Origin of the sequence: Comamonas sp. A23 (genome assembly GCF_004522605.1) — a bacterium.
Lineage (GTDB): Bacteria > Pseudomonadota > Gammaproteobacteria > Burkholderiales > Burkholderiaceae_C > Comamonas > Comamonas thiooxydans.
In genome coordinates, this window is sequence record NZ_RSDT01000009.1 from 53,941 (window position 1) to 74,454 (window position 20,514).

At 61.2% G+C, this 20,514-nt stretch carries 15 protein-coding genes and 1 pseudogene; 8 read left to right on the top strand and 8 right to left on the bottom strand.

Annotated features, from left to right (window positions below; all coding sequences use genetic code 11):
• Window positions 1–2: 2 nt before the first annotated feature.
• The 4 genes from EIC84_RS18790 to EIC84_RS18805 form a co-directional block, all read right to left on the bottom strand.
• On the bottom strand, window positions 3–1,070 hold the full coding sequence (locus EIC84_RS18790) for a ferredoxin--NADP reductase (RefSeq protein ID WP_003071329.1): 1,068 nt from the start codon (window positions 1,068–1,070) through the stop codon (window positions 3–5).
• An 82-nt stretch (window positions 1,071–1,152) separates the two neighbouring features.
• A complete protein-coding gene (locus tag EIC84_RS18795; RefSeq protein ID WP_003071332.1) occupies window positions 1,153–2,889 on the bottom strand; it encodes an FAD-binding protein in 1,737 nt (578 codons plus the stop codon).
• Between the two features lie 15 nt (window positions 2,890–2,904).
• Window positions 2,905–4,635: an FAD-dependent oxidoreductase gene (locus EIC84_RS18800; RefSeq protein ID WP_003071335.1), complete on the bottom strand. Its 1,731-nt coding sequence runs from the start codon at window positions 4,633–4,635 to the stop codon at window positions 2,905–2,907.
• A 104-nt stretch (window positions 4,636–4,739) separates the two neighbouring features.
• Window positions 4,740–5,927, bottom strand: coding sequence for an acyl-CoA dehydrogenase family protein (locus EIC84_RS18805; protein WP_003071339.1), 1,188 nt, complete (start codon window positions 5,925–5,927; stop codon window positions 4,740–4,742).
• 288 nt (window positions 5,928–6,215) lie between these two features.
• Between EIC84_RS18805 and EIC84_RS18810 the strand changes: the two genes are divergently transcribed.
• The 5 genes from EIC84_RS18810 to tesG all read left to right on the top strand — a co-directional run bounded on the left by EIC84_RS18810 (window position 6,216) and on the right by tesG (window position 10,920).
• Complete coding sequence (locus tag EIC84_RS18810; protein WP_003071341.1) at window positions 6,216–7,193, top strand: flavin reductase; 978 nt, start codon at window positions 6,216–6,218, stop codon at window positions 7,191–7,193.
• A gap of 79 nt (window positions 7,194–7,272) precedes the next feature.
• The gene (locus EIC84_RS18815; protein ID WP_003071344.1) at window positions 7,273–8,112 is read left to right on the top strand and encodes an alpha/beta fold hydrolase; all 840 of its coding nucleotides are present in this window, start codon (window positions 7,273–7,275) and stop codon (window positions 8,110–8,112) included.
• Between the two features lie 4 nt (window positions 8,113–8,116).
• Window positions 8,117–8,923, top strand: coding sequence for a 2-hydroxyhexa-2,4-dienoate hydratase TesE (tesE, locus tag EIC84_RS18820; protein ID WP_003071347.1), 807 nt, complete (start codon window positions 8,117–8,119; stop codon window positions 8,921–8,923).
• Window positions 8,924–8,929: 6 nt separating this feature from the next.
• Complete coding sequence (tesF, locus tag EIC84_RS18825; RefSeq protein WP_004341179.1) at window positions 8,930–9,853, top strand: acetaldehyde dehydrogenase TesF; 924 nt, start codon at window positions 8,930–8,932, stop codon at window positions 9,851–9,853.
• 14 nt (window positions 9,854–9,867) lie between these two features.
• A complete protein-coding gene (gene tesG, locus EIC84_RS18830) occupies window positions 9,868–10,920 on the top strand; it encodes a 4-hydroxy-2-oxovalerate aldolase TesG (protein ID WP_004341182.1) in 1,053 nt (350 codons plus the stop codon).
• Between the two features lie 178 nt (window positions 10,921–11,098).
• Here tesG and EIC84_RS18835 read toward each other — a convergent pair.
• From EIC84_RS18835 to EIC84_RS18850, 4 genes and pseudogenes are all read right to left on the bottom strand, one after another.
• A pseudogene (locus EIC84_RS18835) lies at window positions 11,099–13,197 on the bottom strand (TonB-dependent receptor).
• 351 nt (window positions 13,198–13,548) lie between these two features.
• Window positions 13,549–13,752: a hypothetical protein gene (locus EIC84_RS18840; RefSeq protein WP_004341187.1), complete on the bottom strand. Its 204-nt coding sequence runs from the start codon at window positions 13,750–13,752 to the stop codon at window positions 13,549–13,551.
• A gap of 352 nt (window positions 13,753–14,104) precedes the next feature.
• The gene (locus EIC84_RS18845; RefSeq protein WP_034363635.1) at window positions 14,105–15,049 is read right to left on the bottom strand and encodes an OB-fold domain-containing protein; all 945 of its coding nucleotides are present in this window, start codon (window positions 15,047–15,049) and stop codon (window positions 14,105–14,107) included.
• A gap of 4 nt (window positions 15,050–15,053) precedes the next feature.
• Window positions 15,054–16,268 carry a thiolase family protein gene (locus EIC84_RS18850; protein WP_004341195.1) on the bottom strand — a complete coding sequence of 405 codons (1,215 nt, stop codon included), beginning with the start codon at window positions 16,266–16,268 and terminating at the stop codon, window positions 15,054–15,056.
• A 210-nt stretch (window positions 16,269–16,478) separates the two neighbouring features.
• Between EIC84_RS18850 and EIC84_RS18855 the strand changes: the two genes are divergently transcribed.
• The 3 genes from EIC84_RS18855 to EIC84_RS18865 are packed head-to-tail and all read left to right on the top strand — an operon-like array spanning window position 16,479 to window position 20,424.
• On the top strand, window positions 16,479–17,486 hold the full coding sequence (locus EIC84_RS18855) for a YCF48-related protein (RefSeq protein WP_134737338.1): 1,008 nt from the start codon (window positions 16,479–16,481) through the stop codon (window positions 17,484–17,486).
• Window positions 17,483–19,966 (top strand): RND family transporter, encoded by a 2,484-nt coding sequence (locus EIC84_RS18860; protein WP_034363638.1) that lies wholly within the window; start codon window positions 17,483–17,485, stop codon window positions 19,964–19,966. Before EIC84_RS18855 ends, EIC84_RS18860 begins: the two co-directional genes overlap by 4 nt.
• A complete protein-coding gene (locus tag EIC84_RS18865) occupies window positions 19,966–20,424 on the top strand; it encodes a nuclear transport factor 2 family protein (RefSeq protein ID WP_004341204.1) in 459 nt (152 codons plus the stop codon). Before EIC84_RS18860 ends, EIC84_RS18865 begins: the two co-directional genes overlap by 1 nt.
• The last annotated feature ends 90 nt before the right edge of the window (window positions 20,425–20,514 follow it).

Genomic DNA, 20,514 nt, shown 5'->3' on the forward strand with positions numbered 1-20,514 from the left:
AGTTACTCCGGAAATTTGACGCGCAGCTTTTCGCTGGTGGGCACGGATTGACAGGCCAGCGTCCACTTCTTGGACAGATCCTTGGCATCCAGCACTTCGTTGTGTCGCAGATGTACGCTGCCGTCCTGCACCTGGCACATGCAGGATGCGCACATGCCGGCCTGGCAGGAGTAGGGCACATTGATGCCGGCGCGCAGTCCGGCCTCCAGAATGGTCTCCGTGCCAGTGCAGTTGAATTCGTATTCCTCGCCGTCCAGACGCAGCTGCACCAGTGCCTGGTCGACAGCAGCCTCCACGGGAGCAGTTGCCTCCTGCATCAGTTGCAGAGTCTCCTCGTCAGGCAGAGAGACAAAGCGCTCCACATGTACCTGCTCGGCAGGCATGCCGGCCTCGATCATCGCGGCCTGCGCGGCATCCATGAAGGGGCCCGGCCCGCAGATAAAAGCCTGGCCAGCATCGGCCACCCAGGGCGTGCCCCAGGCTGCGAGCTGCTTCTGCGAAGGCGCGCCTTGCACAGAGTCCAGCCAGTGAATGACCTGCAGGCGATCCGGATACTCGGCCGCCAGCTGCTGCAGGTCCTTCTTGAAGATCACCGAGCGCTCATCGCGGTTGGCATAGAACAGCACCACATTGCCCTGATGCTGCTTGAGTACGGTGCGCAAGATGGAGAACACCGGTGTGATTCCGCTGCCACCGGCCAGCAGCAAAAAGTTCTGAGACAGATTTCGGGGCGAGAACAGGCCCGATGGTGGCATCAGCTCGATGGAATCACCCACCTGAACCCTGTCGCAAACCCAGTTGGAGCCTCGTCCCTTGACGACGCGCTTGACAGTCACCCGCAAGGCATCGTCGAGCATCGGGGCACTGGACATGGAGTAGCAGCGAGGCACATAGCGGCCCTCGATAGGCAGTCGCAGAGTCAGAAACTGGCCGGGACGATAGCTGAATTGCTCAGCCAGAGCCTCTGGCACCTCGAACACAATTGACTTTGTATCGTGCGTCTCGTCAATCACCGCGCGCACGCGCAGCGGGTGATACCGCGATGCGGTTGTTGTGGCTTCACTGCTCATTTCTTCTTACCCCTTACTCACTCACTCTTTTGTGCAACCTTGCACTGGCGCCCCGGCACAAGATCGTCCCCAATCCACGGGGTCAGGAACTGACGCTCTCCACAGCGCTTGCCTGCGGACACGCTGCCTGGGCAGCAGGGGGCTCGCCCCCTTCCAGTGCAGCCGCCTTGCCCGCTCGGCGGCCCGAGAACACGCAGTCGGCCAGGGACAAGCCGCTCACATAACGCGAGGAAGCCACACCAATGGCGGTGCGCCCCGCGGCATACAGCCCGGGAATGTCATAGCCGGCACCGTCAATCACTGCACCGTTGTCCTCGTTGACCTTGAGGCCTCCCAGGCTCAGGACGGCCAGCGGGAACATCTTCTGGCTGATGGAGATATCGATGGCAAACAGCGAGCCGCCCTTGAACTCATGGCGCATGTCCTGGGACTTGCCCAACGGGTCTTCGATCTCACCGCGTGCAGCGGCATTGGCGCGATCGAACTGGAGCTGCAGCACTGTTGCATCCATGCGAAGCTTTTTGGCCAGATCGGCGACAGATTTGCCCTTGATCGCGACCTTGTACATCAGCGCCAGCGCGGGCATGGACTGGAAGGCCCACAAACCGCCAAACAGGCACTGCCACGCAGCCTGCCTGCGCAGCTTGCTATCAATGATGAGCCAAGCCTGTCCCCCCTGCTTTTCCATCATCTCGTAGCCGAGCTTGGCACCGTAGACCTGTTCATTGCAGAAGCGCTCGCCTTTGGTGTTGACCACCAGACCCTTGGGCCAGACCGAGGGTGGGGTGATGAAGCGCCAGGCCGAGATATTGTTCAGATCCTGAGCGATCCCTCCCACGGATTGCCCGAGGCGCAGACCAGAGCCATCGCAGCCCGCAGCACCGGTCAGCCAGCCGGGCTTGTAAGCCGGCGCATGCCGTTCCAGCAACTCCGAATTGAAGATATAGCCGCCAGTGGACAGCACCACACCTTTGCGAGCACGGATGTAGCGCTTCTCGCCGATCTCGCTTTCGATCTGCGCAGCTTCACGACGACCCGCCTGGGCACGTGGTGCCTGATACAAACGCCACTTGGCCACCAGCTCATCGAGCTTCTTGTGGCGTTCGGTACGTGGATCGCCTTCGGGCAACACCATCACCTCCACGCCCAATACACGGCCACTGTCCTTTTCGCGCACCAGGCGCTGGACGCGGGCCTGCGTCAATGTGCGGGCTCCGTGCGCCAATGTGGATTTTTGCAGCGCGGCAAAGAACGTCGCTCCCGACTGCCCCTTGGCCACCACGCGATGACCGCGCGGAGCAGGCTTCTTGACCAGTTGCGGGTTGCCGTAGGCGGGCACCACCTCGTTGCCCGAGTAGTACAGATACAGGCCATCGGTCGGATAGGAGGTCTTGTACGCAGGCATGGTCGACGCAAAGGTAGCGCCCTGCTTTTCCAGCCAATTCAGGTTGGCCACGCTGTCGCGGCTGAAGCGAGCCAGTGTCTCGTCACTGACCACACCATTGACCTCATGCTTGAGGTAGGCAGTCATGGCTTCGGGTGAGTCCTCGAAGCCCGCCTCCTTCTGGTACCTGGTACCGCCACCGGCATAGACCACACCACCCGACAGCACACTGGCACCGCCGCCGCTGAAGCGGTCTATCACCAGAACTTCGGCCCCCTGCTCGCGCGCCTCAATCGCTGCACTGGCACCTGCGCCTCCCCAGCCGACCACCACCACATCGCTGGCATCGGACCACTGAACCTCATCGGCCGACCGCACATCCAAGACTGCACCCACAGGATTGATGGTGCTGACATGCTTTTTGAAATTGGACATTTCCGCGCCTCCTGATCAAACCGTCTTGCCCAGCAGATGCGGGTTCTCAAGCGGCAAGGGTTTGCCTAGCATGTCGGCCACGGCGCGAAAGGCAAAAGTCATGGCAGGCCCCAGGGTGGAGCCAGCGCCGGCGTAGGCCGGCCCCATGACGGAGGCGGAGTTGTTGCCCACGCAGTACAGCCCCTCGATGATCCTGCCTTGCGTGTCGAGCACACGCCCCTCTCTATCGGTAAGCAGCCCCCCCTTGGTGCCGATCTCGCCGGGCCACAGGCGCATGGCGTAGAACGGACCTTTCTCGATGGGGCCGAGGTTGGGATTCTTGAGACGCGGATCGCCGTAGTAGCGGTCAAACACATTGCCGCCCCGGTCAAAGTCCAGATCTTTGCCAGCTCTGGCGTATTCGGTCATGCGGCGTGCACTGTCCTGCAGGCCAGCGGCGTCCACGCCGATCTGGCGCGCCAGATCCTCCAGCGTCTCGCCCTTCCAGTAGACATTGTTCAGCCAGCTCTTGCGCACCTTGCTGTCCGGCACGGCCGAGCCAGGCATCAGCGGCCCCATGGGGTTTTGCGCGCGGAAGCTGGCGTCGAACACAATCCATGCAGGCACGCCGCCATTGCCCTTGGCATGTTCGGCCAGCATGGCCTGCTGAAACTCCGGATAAGGGCCGGACTCGTTGAGAAAGCGCTGCCCCCTGCTGTTGACCACCATGCACCCCGGCAGCGAGCGCTCCACGAAAATGCCGCGAAAGGCCGGCTCCTTGGGAACATCCATGGTGGGCACGCCCCAGGACCAGTCCATCAGCGCCAGCTGCGCGCCCACGGCCTGACCGGCCCGGTGAGCATCGCCGGTATTGCCTCCCACTGGGGTGGCCGTCCACTCTGCCTTGGTGGGCTTGTTCAGATACTGGTCGCGCATCTCCTGATTGCGCTCAAAGCCACCAGCACCCAACAACACGCCACGTCTGGCGTTGATCTGCTGGCGCTGACCATTCCTTTCAACGATGACACCCGTCACACGGCCCGATGCATCCTGCACCAGCTCCCTGAGCGGAGAGTTGCGCCACATCTCGACACCGACCTTGTTGGCAGCAGTCAGCAGGCCTGCCACCAGCGCCTGGCCGCCCGTCATGCGACGATCGCGCCTGGTCTTGTTGCGCCAGGGGTAGTCCAGAAAATACTTGAGCATGATGCCCAGGATGGTGAAGCGCGACTTGAGCTCGCGCGAGAGCATGGAATGCGCCTCGAAGGCACTGATGCTCATGCGGCCGAACAACTGGTTGCCGGGAGGGCCGGGGCGCATGGTTTCCAGCGCCGCCAGACCCAGCCTGGCGGCATTGAAGTCAACCGGATCCATGGTGCGGCCGCCGGGCCTGGAGCCTTCGATATGGGGGTAGTAATCCGCATACTTGGCCATGGCGCGATAAGGGATGCCGATCTGGCGCAGGTACTCGGCCATCTTGCTGGCGGTTTCCACATAGGCCAGCACGCGGTCGTCCGTCGCCATGCCGCGCACACAGCGCTTCATATAGCCAAATGCGGTTTCCAGATCGTCCTTGATGCCAGCGGTCTTCTGATCGTAATTGAGCGGGATCCAGATGCCGCCCCCCGACAGGGCCGAAGTGCCGCCAAACAGCTCTGTCTTCTCCACCACCAGAGTCTTGAGGCCCTGCTCCTGCGCGCGAATGGCGCCCAACATGGCACCTGCCCCCGACCCCACGACGATCAGGTCATATTCTTGTTCTGCCATACCTTGTCTCCGTCAATCTTTTGTTCTATGGATGGACTGTCGCAAATACACGCTGGCGGCAGCCTCCATTGTGAGAGCGCTGCCGCAGCCTGGCCTGAATTCAATCAGACAAAGGGCTCCTGGTTGGGAATGCCCAGCACATGCGAGCCATAGGCGCGCACATAGGCATCCGTGTTGTTCGCGATGTGTGTACGTCCCTGATGGATGTCGCGGAAGATGCGCTCGATGGGATTGTTCTTGAAAGTACCGCTGGCTGCGCAGGCACGCATCAGCTCATTGGCATGAAAGCCCGTCAGCTTGGGAACGTATGACGCCTGAGCACGCTGCAGCAGACGCTCTTCCAGCGTCAGCTGAATACCAGTCTTGGCCGCATCCACAATGCGTGCGTAATTGCGGAACAGCACCATCTTGAGCTGGTCCAGCGCAATCGTGGCTTCGGTCACGGCCGTCTGGGCGTTCACGTCCTCGGCCATCCTGTTGCCATGCTTTCCAACGTGCGCCGTCGCGCGTTCGGTGAACGACGCGATGGCGCTTTCCAGCGCGCCCAGGCAGGCGGTGGACACCGCACGCTGGAACACATGGGTAAAGGGGATGCGGAACAGCCAGCTGGTGTTTTCGGTGCGGCCGGGGCAGCCCACATCGCTGTGGTCGTTGGTGTACTGGATGCGATGTGCCGGGACAAACGCGTTTTCCACCACGATGTCATGACTGCCTGTGCCGCGCAGGCCCAGCACATCCCAGTTGTCCTCAATGCGGTAGTCCGCCTTGGGCACCAGAAAAGTCACATGCTCCAGGCCAGGCGTGCCATCACGCTTGGGCAGCAGACCGCCGAGAAACAGCCAGTCGCAATGCTTGGAGCCGGTGGAAAAGCTCCAGCGACCGTTGAACCTGAATCCGCCTTCCACGGGCTCGGCCTTGCCAGTAGGCATATAGGTCGAGGCGATGCGCACGCCGTTATCCTTGCCCCACACATCCTGCTGGGCCTGGTCGGGGAAGAGCGCCAGCTGCCAGGGGTGAACGCCGACCACCCCGTAAATCCAGGCCGTGGACATGCAGCCCTTGGCCAGCTCCATCTGCACGCTGTAGAACACACGGGGATCCATTTCATAGCCACCCCAGCGCTTGGGCTGCAGCACACGGAACAGACCCGCCTCAGCCATCTCCTGAACGGTTTCGTCGCTGATCTTTCCTTCGCGATCCGCCTGCTGCGCGCGCGCCGCCAGCTTGGGCGCCAGGGCCTTGGCACGCTCGATCACGGCCAGCGCATCAGGGGTGAGGTAGTTATCTGTCATTGTGTTCATTCAGGTCTCCAGTTGCCGCTCCACCGGACGGCTTGTGGTGTGGTGGGCAAGGCCTTTTCGCCTATGACAGAAATGCTCTCACCATGCAATTTTCCGTTCATCGTCCGATCAGACTAACGATGAAGCAGGCGTTTGCGGACTTCTCCAAAGCCTGATCCCGCACAGCAAAAACACGGAGCCTAGGACAAACACCAAGCCCTGTTTTGCGCTGCTAGTCCATGTGAAGGATTCATAAAAGCCCTGTTCGCAGCACTCTTGCACCAAGGAGACATTCACCCCATGCAAAGCACTGCAGCAACCTTCGACCCCAAAGACTTTCGCCGCGCCCTGGGCATGTTTGGCACCGGGGTCACCATCGTCACCACCCGTGCAGAGAATGGCGAGCCTGTAGGAATCACGGCCAACAGCTTCAACTCGGTTTCGCTGGAGCCCCCCATGGTTTTGTGGAGCCTGGCCAAGAACGCCCGCAGCCTGCCTGTGTTCCAGAACGCCGACACCTGGAATGTGCACATCCTCTCCAACGAGCAAGAGGCCCTGTCGAACCGCTTTGCCCGTGCTGGCGAAGACAAGTTCTCCGGCCTGCCGCTGGACTCCGAGGCGGCCCATGCCCCGCTGCTGCAGGACTGCAGCGCGCGCTTCAGGTGCAAGACGGCATTTCAGTACGACGGCGGCGACCACATCATCTTTGTGGGCGAGGTGACCGACTACGACGCCAACCCACACCCTCCCCTGCTCTACGTGACCGGCGGTTACGCCCTGGCTTCACGCAAGGCCAACGCCGTGGCCAGCGAACCGGCCGCAGACACCAATACCGCCTACTCGGAAAACCTGATCGGATATTTGATGGGCCGCGCGCACTTTCAATTCCTGAGCGGCTTGCGCAAGCCCATGGCGGCTTACGGCATGACCGATGCCGATTTTTACGTGCTCTCGCTGCTGAGCATCCAACAGCCTCAGTCGCCTGCCGAAATTGCGTCTCACATGGCCTACACCGGCACCGACATCGGAGCCGTGGCCCTGCAGTCGCTGATCAGCAAGGGCTGGGTGGAAGAAAGCCGCGAGCGCGCCGAGTCGCTGCAGCTCACGCCCCTGGGCAACGAAGCCATCTTGCGTGTGCTGGCCGCAGCCAAAGCCGTGGAAACCGATTTGATAGCAAGCCTTGGCGAGATGGAAGCAGCCACGCTGCGCAATCTGCTCAAAAAGGCGATTGCCGCCACCGATCCCGGCCTGCCCAAGCTTTGGCAAGCCAGGGCTTGATAAGCCTCGTCATCCAAGATTCCTCACCCGAAGGCAGGAGACAGCCTTCGTCTATCCACTCCAAGCATAAAGAACAGAGATGAGCCAATTTTCCATCCCAGAAGGCAAGTATGTGGACATCGGCAATGTGGCCGGTCAACCTCAGCGCGTTCACTACCATGAGCAAGGCTCTGGCGATCCCGTGATCTTTTTGCACGGCGCCGGCACTGGTGCCAGCGGCTACAGCAACTTCAAGGGCAACTACCCCGAGTTTGCTGCGGCCGGCTTTCGCTCCATCGTTCCCGACCTGCTCGGTTACGGCCTCTCGTCCAAGACCGAGGAGCCCAGGCAGTACGACATGGATTTCTTCATCGCCGGCGTCAAGGGACTGGTGGAGCAGTTGGGCCTGAAAAACATCACCCTGCTGGGCAACTCGCTGGGCGGTGCGGTGGCGCTGGGCTATGCGCTCAAGTACCCCGAGGACGTCAAGAGCCTGATCCTCATGGCACCCGGTGGCGTGGAAGAGTTTGAAGCCTATATGGCCATGCCCGGCATTGCCAATATGTTCAATGTCTACAAGTCGGGCAAGACCGGCCCCGAAGCCATGCGCGCCGTCATGAGCATGCAGGTGGTGGACCAGTCGCTGCTGACGGACGAAATCATCAATGAACGCGCCCCGATTGCGTTGACCCAGACCGAGGCCTCGCGCCAGCGCCTGTACATCCCCAATATGACCGAGCAGCTGCCTGAACTCAGGTGCAATGTGCTGGGGTTCTGGGGCATGCAGGACGCCTTCAACCCCGTGGGCGGTGCCGACAAGCTGGCCAAGGGCATCAAGAACTGTCGCGTGGTGCTGGTCAACCAGTGCGGCCACTGGGTGCAGGTCGAGCATCGCGAGATGTTCAACCGCACCTGCATAGACTTCATGAAAAACGGTTGAATCCATGAGCACCACCGAACTTGATCTGTCATTCACCGAAACCCAGGGTCGGCGCCTGTATGACGCGCTGCGCACCGCCAGGACACTGGCACCGCTGACCGACAGCCACCCCGAAATGACGGTGGAAGACGCCTATCACATCTCCCTGCACATGCTGCGCCTGCGCGAAGCATCGGGCGAACGTGTGATCGGCAAGAAGATAGGCGTGACCTCCAAGCCCGTGCAGGACATGCTGAATGTGCACCAGCCCGACTTCGGCTTTCTCACAGACAGCATGCAGTTTGAAGACGGCGCAGCCGTCTCGCTCAAGGCATCCGGCCTGATCCAGCCCCGCGCCGAGGGCGAGATCGCCTTCATGCTCAAGAAGGATCTGCAAGGCCCGGGGGTGACCAAGGAAGACGTGCTGGCCGCCACCGAGTGGGTCGCCCCCTGCTTCGAGATCGTCGATTCGCGCATCAAGGACTGGAAGATCAAGATCCAGGACACCGTGGCCGACAACGCTTCCTGCGGCGTCTTCGTGATCGGCAAGCAGCATACAGATCCGGCTTCGCTGGATCTGGCCGCTGCCGCCATGGAGATGCGACGGAACGGCCAGCCAGCAGGCTCTGGCCTGGGCAGTGCCGTGCAGGGCCACCCTGCTGAAGCCGTAGCCTGGCTGGCCAACACATTGGGCGCTTTTGGCATTCCTTTCAAAGCCGGTGAAGTGATTCTCTCTGGCTCTCTCGCCCCCCTGGTGCCCGCCGCCGCCGGCGACCGTTTCGACATGGTCATCGAAGGCATGGGTACTTGTTCCATTCAATTCACCGAGTAAGAAACCATGACGCAAAAAAAGATCAAGTGCGCACTGATCGGCCCCGGCAATATCGGTACCGATCTGCTCATGAAACTGCAGCGTTCCCCCATACTGGAGCCTGTGTGGATGGTCGGCATCGACCCTGAGTCCGATGGTCTCAAGCGTGCCCGCGAGATGGGCATCAAGACCACTGCCGACGGTGTGGACGGCCTGCTGCCCTTCGTCAAGGAAGACGGCATCCAGATCGCCTTTGACGCTACCAGCGCCTATGTCCACGCCGAAAACAGCCGCAAGCTCAACGAGCTGGGCGTGCTGATGATCGACCTGACGCCCGCTGCCATCGGTCCCTATTGCGTTCCCAGCGTGAATCTGGCCGAGAAGGTTGCAGAAAAGGCCATGAACGTGAACATGGTCACCTGCGGCGGCCAGGCCACCATCCCCATGGTGGCGGCGGTTTCGCGCGTGCAGGCCGTGAGCTATGGCGAAATCGTGGCCACGGTATCGAGCCGCTCGGTCGGCCCCGGCACGCGCAAGAACATTGACGAGTTCACGCGCACCACATCGGGTGCCGTGGAAAAGATTGGCGGCGCGCAAAAGGGCAAGGCCATCATCGTCATCAACCCCGCCGAGCCGCCGCTGATCATGCGCGACACCATCCACTGCCTGACGGTGGATACGCCCAAGCCTGCCGAGATCGAAGCCTCGGTGCACGCCATGATCAAGGAAGTGCAGAAATACGTGCCCGGCTACAAGCTGGTCAACGGTCCCGTGATCGACGGCAACCGCGTCTCCATCTATATGGAAGTCGAAGGCCTGGGCGACTACCTGCCCAAGTACGCGGGCAATCTGGACATCATGACCGCCGCTGCGGCGCGCACGGCCGAGATGTTTGCCGAAGAAATCCTCGCCGGCCGTTTCGAGTTGGCCGAAGCCGCTGTTGCTGTCTGATCCAGGAGAAGAACATGTCCCTCAAAGGTAAGAAGATCACCGTTCACGACATGACGCTGCGTGACGGCATGCACCCCAAGCGCCACCAGATGACCCTGGAACAGATGAAGTCCGTGGCCACGGGACTGGATGCCGCCGGCGTGCCCCTGATTGAAGTGACCCATGGCGACGGCCTGGGCGGCAGCTCGGTCAACTACGGCTTTCCTGCACATACGGACGAGGAGTACCTGTCCACCGTCATTCCGCTGATGAAGCAGGCCAAGGTCTCGGCTCTCTTGCTGCCCGGCATCGGCACTGTCGATCACCTGAAGATGGCCCACGAGCTGGGCGTCTCCACCATCCGCGTGGCCACGCATTGCACCGAGGCCGATGTCTCCGAGCAGCACATCGCCATGGCCCGCAAGATGGGCATGGATACCGTGGGCTTTTTGATGATGGCGCATATGAACAGTGCCGGAGGCCTGGTCAAGCAGGCCAAGCTGATGGAAAGCTACGGCGCCAACTGTATCTACATCACGGACTCGGCCGGCTATATGCTGCCGGACGACGTGAAAGAGCGTCTGTCCGCCGTGCGCCAGGCTCTGAAGCCCGAGACCGAACTGGGTTTCCATGGCCACCACAACCTGGCCATGGGCATCGCCAACTCTCTGGCTGCAGTGGAAGTCGGTGCCAACCGCATCGACGCTGCGGCTGCCGGCCTGGGCGCCGGTGCGGGCAACACGCCTATGGAAGTGCTGGTAGCCGTGTGCGCGCGCATGGGGATTGAAACCGGCGTGGACGTGTTCAAGATCCAGGACGTGGCCGAAGACCTGGTCGTGCCGTTGATGGACTTTCCCATCCGCATCGACCGCGACGCACTGACCCTGGGCTACGCAGGCGTCTATGGCAGCTTCCTGCTGTTTGCCAAGCGTGCCGAAGCCAAGTACGGCATCCCCGCGCGCGAGCTGCTGCTGGAGCTGGGCCGCCGCGGCATGGTGGGTGGCCAGGAAGACATGATCGAAGACACGGCCCTGACCATGGTGCGCGAGCGCCAAAAGCTGGCACAGAAGGTGGCCGTAGCTGCCTGATCGCCTGACTTCACATTCTCTTTGCCACTTTGTATCGGGTTCAGCGGCTGCTTGGGGCGGCCGTTGAACCCTTTTTTTGCGGCATCGTCGTGAGCGTCAAACCTCTATCCATTCACACCGAGGCCCCTGGCAGCGGCTCTGGTCCAGGCCAATCGGCCTGGCCACATGGCACCTATTTCTAGAAGCGATAGCGCGCCACCACCTGGGCCGAGCGCGGTGCGCCCGGCAGGTTGAGGTTGGGCGAGCTGCCATGACCGGCCACAATGTAGCGACGATTCAGCAGATTGTTGAGCTTGAGCTGCACATCCCAGGGGCCCATGCGGTAGTAGGCCATGGCATCCACCGTGGTGTAGCCTGGCAAGGTCACGGTATTGCCGGGATTGGCGAACCGGGCGCCGACATAGTTCAGCCCCCCGCCCAGACCGAAGCCGTGGCCCAGTGCCTTGGTCACCCATAAGTTGGCGCTTTGCCTGGGCGTCAGCGTGGGGCGTTTGCCCTGGACCGGCTGGCCGGAATCGACGGCAGGCGATGTGGTCATCTCGCCATCAAGGAATGCATAGCCGGCCCAGACCTGCCAGCTCGGTGCAATCTCTCCGGCAAACGTCAGCTCCAGCCCGTTGGTGCGCTGCACGCCCAGAGGCACCACGGTGTTGCTTGTGGGATCGACGCTCTTGATATTGGTGCGCTCGAGCTTGAATAGCGAGGCCGTGATCGAAGCCTTGCCGTCCGGCAGATCCCATTTGACTCCGACTTCCTGGCTGGTCGTTTTCTCTGGTGCCAACTGTGCATTGTTGGCTGCCAACGCAAAGGTTTCGCCAGAGGGCTGGAAGGACTTGCTCCACGATGCATAGTAGGACCACGCCGACGAGGGCTGATAAACCAGCCCAACACGCGGACTCCAGGCAGTGTCCGTGCGGCCCAGATCCGGCTTGCCTGGCTGGCGCTCATGCGTTTCCTGCTGGAAGCGGTCGTAACGCACACCAGCCAGTGCCTTCCACTGAGGACTGATGGTGACCAGATCCTGCAGGTAGGCGCTGGCCACCTTGAAGACGCTGTGATTGTCCGCCGCAGGCTTGCCGTCGATACGCAGCGGCAAAGTCGGCAGCACCGGATTGAACAGAGAGACCGTTGCCACATTGGCTCGGCTGTATGACAGCAGATCCTTGCTCTGTCGGCCGAATTCAAAGCCGTACAGCAATTGGTGCTTCACCCCTGCGAATTCGAGCTTCTGGGTCAGCTCGGTCTGGTTGAAAATCCGCTCTCGTCACGCTGCACATTGCCGCGTGTCAGCGATGCCGTCATCGCCTTCTCGTTGACCGAGCCCACGAGAGTGTTGTTTCTATCCAGCGAATAATCGTAGTAGCGCAAGGCATTGCGCAAGGACAGGCTGTCGCTGATACGGTGATTCAGCGTGGCCCCCAGCGATGCCACTTCGGCACGGCTGACATCCACGTCCCTGGCATTGGCCGCGCCGTAATAGGTGCCGGGCGACACATTGACAGGCCGGCCCTGGTACGCGGGGATACCGAAGTCCGTGAGGCGGCTGTCCTTCAGATAGTCGGCCTGCAGCAGCACGCTGGTGTCCGAGCTGGGCTTGATCAGCACCGATGCCGCAAGCGCCTTGCGATCGAGAAACTGCTGGTCTCGGTAGCTGTCGGCGCGCTCTATGGCTCCGGTCAGGCGATAGGAGACCGCACTGCCCTGCGGCGCACGCGCCAGGTCGAACTCGCCACGGCGCTGGTTCCAGCGTCCCAGAGTCAAGCCCACTTCACTGAGATTGACGCCGGGCTTCTTGGTGATGCGGTTGATCAAGCCACCCGACGAGCCACGTCCGTACAACACCGATGCCGGGCCCTTGAGCACTTCGATCTGCTCGATATTGGACAGATCGCGGAAATACAGCGCATCATCGCGCAAGCCGTCCACGAACTGGTCGGCAATCGCCGAGAAGCCGCGAATGGTGACCTGGTCGCGCTGACCGTCACCATGAGAAAATCCCACGCCGGGCACGGCCTTGAGAGCATCCTGCATGGATTGAGCGACCTGATCGCGCAGCAGGCTCTGAGGCACCACATTCACGGTCTGAGGAATATCACGCAACAGTGCCTCGATCTTGGTGGCGCTCGTTGCCGTGGGTGGGTTGTAGCCTGAATCGGGCTGGCGATCGCTGCGGACCTGTACTTCGTCCAGCACCACCTCTGAAGCTTGCTGCGCCCACGCTGCACCGGAAAAAGCCAGCCCCAATGCCGCTGCCAGCGGCGAATACCTCAATGCCATGAATGCCTCGTTATACGGAGTTTTAATTCGGCTTGGCGGGTATCGTCCGCAGCAGGGACTACGGCATCAATTGGCTACAACCTGTGTGCTGTGCAAAAGCGTGCGCATCATAATCAAGAATCAGTCTCATTTACATGTACTTTACAGTACAGAAATTATCTGGAGATCAAAGTCATGTAGATGCTTTGAAAGCGGCAAGAGTCCATGGCTTAACAAGGCCGTATCCGCCCCTCCGAGGCGGACTGGAGGCGATGCCGATGCAACGGCAACTCGCTGCCATCAGGCCGCCGATTTCAGGACCGATCAAGGGAAAACGAGAGGGCCCGACCGGCAGAGCTTTCAGCCCAGGGTTCAATAGCCCGATGCAAAAACTGCGTTCCAGGAGGTCTGGGCACTGGCCAGCACGATGCCAGCGGGCAGCTTGACCTCAGACTCCGCCTGCCCTGCCACAGCGGTACCCTGCGGCAGATTCATGGCAGGCAGGTACAGCGCCAGTGCGGCAGCGGCCAGCGACACTGCGCGAAGCGCATTCATCCAGCGAAAAGAGGTTTTCATGCTTGTCTCCTTTACAGGCTCTATGGCCTTTCTGGTTTGCAGTATGGCCAGCACGGAAAACGCAACATCGTCCATTTTGATGAGCAGGTATTTACTTAGGTGGCAACCCCAGATCGCCGACCCGATGGCGCCGCCGCATGGCTTTGACTCCTGCCAGGCAGAGTTTCAATAATTTGATAGCTGCCAGCGATTTTCAGACATAGGTATAAAGCCAATTTGACTGATATTTCTCGCATTCCAACAGAGCCAGGATCCCATCTGTGAACGGTCGCAAAAAAAGGGCTTTGCTTGCGCAAAGCCCCAACCCTTGAAGAAACTGAAACACCCGCCTTCACCGGGCGGTCAACGGCGATTACATGTAGAGAATCACCAGATCGTTGATGACTGCAGGACGATCCTGGCCGACCACATGGATGTTGAGCTCCATCGTGGCCTGCACGCCGCTCTTGACCTGCTCCACAGCCTTGATGCGAGCCCGCGCACGGATCTTGCAGCCGGAGGGCACGGGGGTCGGGAAGCGCAGGCGGTCCGAACCATAGTTGACCATGTTGTTGAAGTCCACCACCTCGTAGTCCAGCGGAATCCTGAGCTGACTGGCCAGCACCTGCACCAGAGCGCCGTGGGCGATGGTGGTGCCGAACGGGCTTTTCTCGCGCGCCTGCACGGGGTCGGTGTGAATCCAGTAGTCGTCGCCGGAGAGCCTGGCAAACTCGTTGATGACTTCCTGGCTTACAGTGAACTCGTTGGACCAGGGGCTGTACTCCTCGGACACCAGCGACTTCATGGCCTCGATGTCCTTGACGGAAATCCTGCGCTTGGCTGCGGCAGCCTCCTCCACCACGGCAACCGCAACTGCGGCCTCGGCGTCGGCCTTGATGACGGTCGGGTGGCTGCCCGCGTGGGCGGTAAAACGCAGCAGGGTGACCTCGCCGGGGCGCTCGTCAAACACGGGACGCACCTCCATGCCCACCTTGAGCGCCTCGGGATCCACGCCGACCATGGTGGTGTTGATGCGCACGCCTTCACGGAGTTCGACCACGGCCAGGGCCTGGGGCATCTCGTCCGTGAATTCGGGCATGGTGGGAATGCGCGCGATGGTGAAGCTGTAAAGCGTGCCTTCGCCCGACACTTTGCTCCACTTCAAGGAGCGCGATCCGCAAGTGGGGCAATGGGTCCGCGGAAAAAACAGCGAATGTCCACGATCACATTGCTGAATGCGCACTTCGTGGGCCTTGAGACCTTCCCAGTACGGCGCAGAAATTTCCGTGGGATGGGGCAGAGGTTTGTTCCAAGCCATGTTCTTATGCTCCCCGCAGGATCAAGGCGCCCTGCTCGCTCATCACGCCACCGGTGCCGGACACATAGGCCAGATCGTTGCGACCCAGCTGCCTGTCGCCGGCACGCCCCTGAATCTGGTGCACCGCTTCAATCACCTGGGACATGCCGCCCGCCGTGCCGGACTGACCGAAGCTCAGCTGGCCGCCATGGGTATTCATGGGGAAGTTGCCCTTGAAGGTGAAGTCGTTGTTGCGCAGAAAGTCCATGCCTTTGCCCTTCTCGCAAAAACCCGCGTCTTCCAGCGTCAGCATCACGGTGATCGTGTAGCAGTCATAGATCTGCGCCATATGCATGTCTGAGGGACGCATGCCCGCCATTTCGAAAGCCTTGGCAGAAGCCGGGCCGATGGGGGTCTGCAGCATGTCGGCCATATAGGTGGGCGACTTGCTGCTCACATGCTCGCCGCAGCCGACGATGCTGACGGGGCGGTGTCTGGTGGTTTTGGCGCGATCGGCGCGCGTGACGATCATGGCGCCGCCGCCCGCAGCCGGCAGCACGATTTCCAGCACATGCAAAGGGTCGGCCACCATGCGCGAATTCAGCACGTCATCCACCGTGATGGGCTGACCGTAGAACATGGCGTCGGGGTTGTGGCAGGCATTGAAGCGCTGGTCCACGCTGATGCGTGCCAGAGCGGCCGCGTCGTAGCCATGGACCGCGCCATAGCGCTGGGCAATCATGGCATAGCCGGTGTTCTGCGCCATATGGCCATAGGGCAGGTCCATCTCGGCCTCGGGCGCTCCAAAGCGAGTGCTGTGGCCGCCGAAGCGGCTGGCCTTCATGACTTCCTTGATGTGGTCGTCATGTTCGGAGATCGGTGCCATGCGCGACGGCAGCACGCAGACCACGGTGTTGCACAGCCCCAGCTCGATCGCCGCCGCCGCGCGCCAGACCATGGCCACGGAACTGGCTCCCCCCAGGTCCACGACTTCGGCAAAGTTCAGGCGCACACCCAGGTATTCGCCGGCCATGGCGGGCACAAAACAGCTGGCTTCATGAAAGTGCGGAGCGCTGGTGATCAGACCGTCCACCTCGGACAGCTCCATGCCGGCGTCCTCCAGAGCCTGCAGCGTCAGGTCGGCCACCTGTTCCAGATGGAACATGCGCGGCGCCGTTGCGTACTTCTCCGGCTTGTACTGCGCGACGCCAACCAGCGCCGCTTTTCCTTGCAAACCCATATGTCTCCCTTACCAAGAAAGTGTGCATTCATTGTGTAAATGAAGCAGACCGAATCCATCGTCTGTAGAGACTAAAAAGCCGGCCCCGTACATACCCCTAATTCTCCAGGCAAACGTCCATTCGGACGATGTTGCAGAAGCTCCAAATCAAGAACCTGCACCCGTGTTTGCAATACATGCACAGCGTGTACGAATCAATAAGGAGACAACGTGAAAACAGCCGTCGGTATAGGCGCAGCAGCATTGGTGGCCTTTGCCTCAGCGCTCGCCTTTGCACCCCGCACACCGCCCCCCCTGGCCCCTACCACCATTGGCATCGAGCGCAGTCACTTCAACACCATCACGCAGGCGGGCGATCGTCTGCTGACAGCCGGCGCACTCGGTGAAATCCTGTACTCGGACGACAAGGGTGCTCACTGGCAGCAGGCACAGATCAAGGAGCAGCGTCAGGCGCTCATCGTCAGCATGGCTTTTGCGCCCGACAGAAAGACCGGCTTTGCCGTGGGGCACGAAGGCTGGATTCTGCGTACCAAGGACGGAGGCAGCACCTGGGAGGAGGTCGCTTTCTCCGAGGAAAACGGAGAGCCTCTGATGTCGATCGCGCGCCTTCCTTCGGGCGACTGGATCAGTGTCGGCGCCTTCGGCCGTGCCATCACCTCCAGGGATAACGGTCAGACCTGGGAGCAGTTGCCCCTGCCCTCAGAGGTGGAGGACAAGCACATGAACCGCATTGCCAGCTCCGAAGATGGCAAGCACTGGCTGATAGTGGGCGAGCGCGGCCTGGTCATCAAGTCCGAGGACTCCGGCGCAAGCTGGCAGATCGAGCCCGGGTTCTACAACGGATCTTTCTACAACGCCATGGCTACACGCGACGGCGGCTGGCTGATCTATGGCATGCGCGGCAACGCCTTTGTGCAGGCCGCGCCGGGCGCGCAATGGGTCAAGTCGACGATTCAGGCTCCGGTCTCCTTCTTTGGCCATGCCCAGGAAAAGGACGGAGCCATCATCCTGGTAGGACAGGGCAGCATGCTCGGCCTGAGCAAGGACGGCGGCAAGAGCTTCAGCCTGCAACGCGCCAAGGGCCGCGCCACCCTGACCGACATTGTGCTTACCGGCCCCGACAGCGGATGGATGTCCAGCGACGCAGGCCTGCAACCCTTTCCCCCACCACAACAAGCCAAGGCAAACGCTCAGGCTGCCCCAGGAGCGACTCAATGACTCTGAGCGAACCCACCAGCCGGCTGGACCGGTTTATTGCATCCACGGCACGCTGGCTGATCTCGTGGAGCAAGTCCATAGTCGTGCTGACGCTGATTGCCACGGCACTGCTGGCTGTCTCGGCCATGCGCACGCACCTGGATCCGGGCTTCAACAAGTTGATCCCCATGCGTCATGAGTACATGACGGCATTTCTCAAGCATTCAGCCACCTTCTCCGGAGCCAACCGCATTCTGGTGAGCGTGGAATGGAAGGGCCGGCAAGGCGATATCTATAACAAGGAATTTCTCGAAGCCCTGCGTGGCGTGACGGACGAGGTCTTCTTCACGCCCGGCGTCAACCGCGGCCAGGTGTATTCGCTGTTCACACCGAACGTGAAATACATCGAGATCACCGAGGACGGCTACGTGGGCGAGGTGCTGATTCCTTCGCGCTTCGAGGCCAACGAACAAGGCCTGGCCCAGGTACGCTCCAACGTGGCCAAGTCCGGTCAGATCGGCTCGCTGGTCAGCAACGATCTGAAGTCCGCCATGGTGCGCGCCGACCTGCTCGAGGTCGACCCAAAGACCGGAGAAAAACTCGACTATCACAAGGTTGCGCAGCGCCTGGAAGAGATCCGCAGCAAGTTCGAAGGCAAGGACATCTCCATCCACATCATTGGTTTTTCCAAGGTGCTGGGCGATGTGATGGACGGCCTGACCACGGTGATGACCTTTTTTGCCATCGCCTTTGTCATCACGGCCATCATGCTGCGCCTCTACACCAAGTCAACCAACATCACGGTGGTCGGCTTGGCCGTGGCACTGCTGCCCGTGATCTGGCTGCTGGGCATTTTGCCGCTGATCGGCTACGGCATCGACCCCATGTCGATCCTGGTTCCCTTTCTGATCTTCTCCATCGGTGTATCCCATGCGGTGCAGATGACGGGAGCCTGGAAGCATGATGTGCGCGCCGGCCTAAGCTCCAGGCTGGCTGCCGAGAACGCGATTCGCAAGCTGGCCATTCCCGGAGCTCTGGCGCTGCTGACCAATGCTCTGGGCTTCATGGTCATCATGCTGATCGACATCCCCATCGTGCACGAGTTGGGCGTGACCGCCTGCATGGGCGTGCTGCTGATGATCATCACCAACAAGGTGTTCCTGCCCGCGGTGCTGGCCAATCTGCGCCTGGAAAAAAAGGCCATGCAAGCCCCCTCCTCCTCAGCCAATGGCCGTAACCCCATCTGGTGGAAGCTGTCGGCACTGGCCGAAGGCAAGCCCGCCATGCTGACTCTGGTGGTATCGCTGCTGCTGCTGGCCGCCGGCACCTACGAATCGCGCAATCTGCTGACAGGTGATGTGGGCACGGGCGCTCCCGAGTTGCGCGCCGAGTCGCGCTACAACCGTGATAACGACACCATCATCGGCAGCTATTCCATAGGCATGGACGTGCTGTCCGTCTTCGTCGAAACCTCCAAGCTCGACGAAGGCTGCCTTAACTGGCAGGTGATGAACGCCGTGGAGCGCTTTGAATCGCGCATGCGCCGGGTTGACGGCGTGCAATCTGTCTCCACCGTCTCCGGTCTGGCCAAGATCGCGGCCTCCAGCAACAACGAGGGCAACCCCCGTTGGGCAGCTCTGCAGCGCACCGAAGCCGCGTTGCGTTCGGGCGCCAAGGCACTATCTCCCGATCTGGGCCTGAACACAGAGGGCTGCAAGGTCATCAATCTGCAGCTCTTCCTCAAGGACCACGAAGGCGCCACGCTGACCCATGTCGTCAATGAAGTGCGTGATTTCATCGCCGCAGACAAGACGCCCAACGTCAAGTTCCTGCTGGCTGGCGGCAACGCCGGCGTGGCGGTCGCAACCAACGAGGCCGTGGAACATGCCGAAGTGCAGATGCTGGGCTCCATCTTCGGCGCCATCACGCTGCTGTGCTGGCTGACTTTCCGCAGCTGGCGCGCCGTGCTGTGCATCGTCGTGCCCCTGGCCATCGTCTCCATACTCTGCAATGCCTTGATGGCCATGCTGGGCATAGGTCTCAAGGTCCCCACTCTGCCCGTGGTGGCGCTGGGCGTGGGTGTGGGCGTGGACTACGGCATCTATCTGTTCGAGAGCATGCAGCATGAGCTGCGCGAGCGAGACATCACGCTGCGCGAGGCCTTCTATGAAGCCATGCGCCAGCGCGGCAACGCCGCCATCTTCACGGCGCTGACCATGTCCATAGGCGTGGGCACCTGGGCGTTCTCGGCACTGAAGTTCCAGGCCGACATGGGCATCTTGCTGGCCTTCATGTTCCTGGTGAACATGCTGGGCGCGATCTTCCTGCTGCCTGCCATGGCCTATTGGCTGAATGTGGGCGCGGCGGAAGCCAGGGCACGCGTCAAGCGCCTGCACCGGCAGCCCAGACACGCCCATGCGACAGGCAGCGCAGGCGGCATCAGCCACGCGGGCGGCATGCTCAAACCCGAGCCCCAGTCATCCGTGAACGGCAAAGTGTGATGCAGACCGCCGCAAGCACGCTGGAGCAGGTTCTTCTTGAACATGCTCTGGCCCAGACCCTGACCCGCTACGCCACGGCCTGCGACACCCGCAACTGGGACTTGCTGCGGCAGGTGTTCACACCTGACTGCACCACGGTCTACGGTGGCAGCTACATCTGCGAAGGGGTTGCCAAGATCCGCCGCATGATCAGCACCCACCTTGACGGCTGCGGCCCCACCCAGCATCTGCTGGGCAATCTGGAAGTCGATGCAGCCGACCCGCAGCGCCCGCGCAGCAGGATTCAGGTGCGAGCCGCGCATCAGGGACTGGGCGAGCGCAGTCATCTGCGCTACGACGCCATCGGTTTCTATGAAGACGAATGGGTAAGGCTGCCCGAAGGCTGGCGCATCCAGAAGCGCAGCATGACCATGTTGCTTGAGATCGGTGAGCGCTCCGTGCTGCAGCCCGGCACCTGAGCAGCCACACTCCATCAATCAAGCCGCGCGGCCACGCCGCGCGGCTTCTCTGTTTCCGGACGATTCAATTGACAAAAGCCTACGTTCCAT

Bases quoted from the DNA above. Each gene is read 5' to 3' on its own strand.
- EIC84_RS18790 (WP_003071329.1), bottom strand. From the start codon at position 1,070: ATGAGCAGTGAAGCCACAACAACCGCATCGCGGTATCACCCGCTGCGC.
- EIC84_RS18795 (WP_003071332.1), bottom strand. From the start codon at position 2,889: ATGTCCAATTTCAAAAAGCATGTCAGCACCATCAATCCTGTGGGTGCA.
- EIC84_RS18800 (WP_003071335.1), bottom strand. From the start codon at position 4,635: ATGGCAGAACAAGAATATGACCTGATCGTCGTGGGGTCGGGGGCAGGT.
- EIC84_RS18805 (WP_003071339.1), bottom strand. From the start codon at position 5,927: ATGACAGATAACTACCTCACCCCTGATGCGCTGGCCGTGATCGAGCGT.
- EIC84_RS18810 (WP_003071341.1), top strand. From the start codon at position 6,216: ATGCAAAGCACTGCAGCAACCTTCGACCCCAAAGACTTTCGCCGCGCC.
- EIC84_RS18815 (WP_003071344.1), top strand. From the start codon at position 7,273: ATGAGCCAATTTTCCATCCCAGAAGGCAAGTATGTGGACATCGGCAAT.
- tesE (WP_003071347.1), top strand. From the start codon at position 8,117: ATGAGCACCACCGAACTTGATCTGTCATTCACCGAAACCCAGGGTCGG.
- tesF (WP_004341179.1), top strand. From the start codon at position 8,930: ATGACGCAAAAAAAGATCAAGTGCGCACTGATCGGCCCCGGCAATATC.
- tesG (WP_004341182.1), top strand. From the start codon at position 9,868: ATGTCCCTCAAAGGTAAGAAGATCACCGTTCACGACATGACGCTGCGT.
- EIC84_RS18840 (WP_004341187.1), bottom strand. From the start codon at position 13,752: ATGAAAACCTCTTTTCGCTGGATGAATGCGCTTCGCGCAGTGTCGCTG.
- EIC84_RS18845 (WP_034363635.1), bottom strand. From the start codon at position 15,049: ATGGCTTGGAACAAACCTCTGCCCCATCCCACGGAAATTTCTGCGCCG.
- EIC84_RS18850 (WP_004341195.1), bottom strand. From the start codon at position 16,268: ATGGGTTTGCAAGGAAAAGCGGCGCTGGTTGGCGTCGCGCAGTACAAG.
- EIC84_RS18860 (WP_034363638.1), top strand. From the start codon at position 17,483: ATGACTCTGAGCGAACCCACCAGCCGGCTGGACCGGTTTATTGCATCC.
- EIC84_RS18865 (WP_004341204.1), top strand. From the start codon at position 19,966: ATGCAGACCGCCGCAAGCACGCTGGAGCAGGTTCTTCTTGAACATGCT.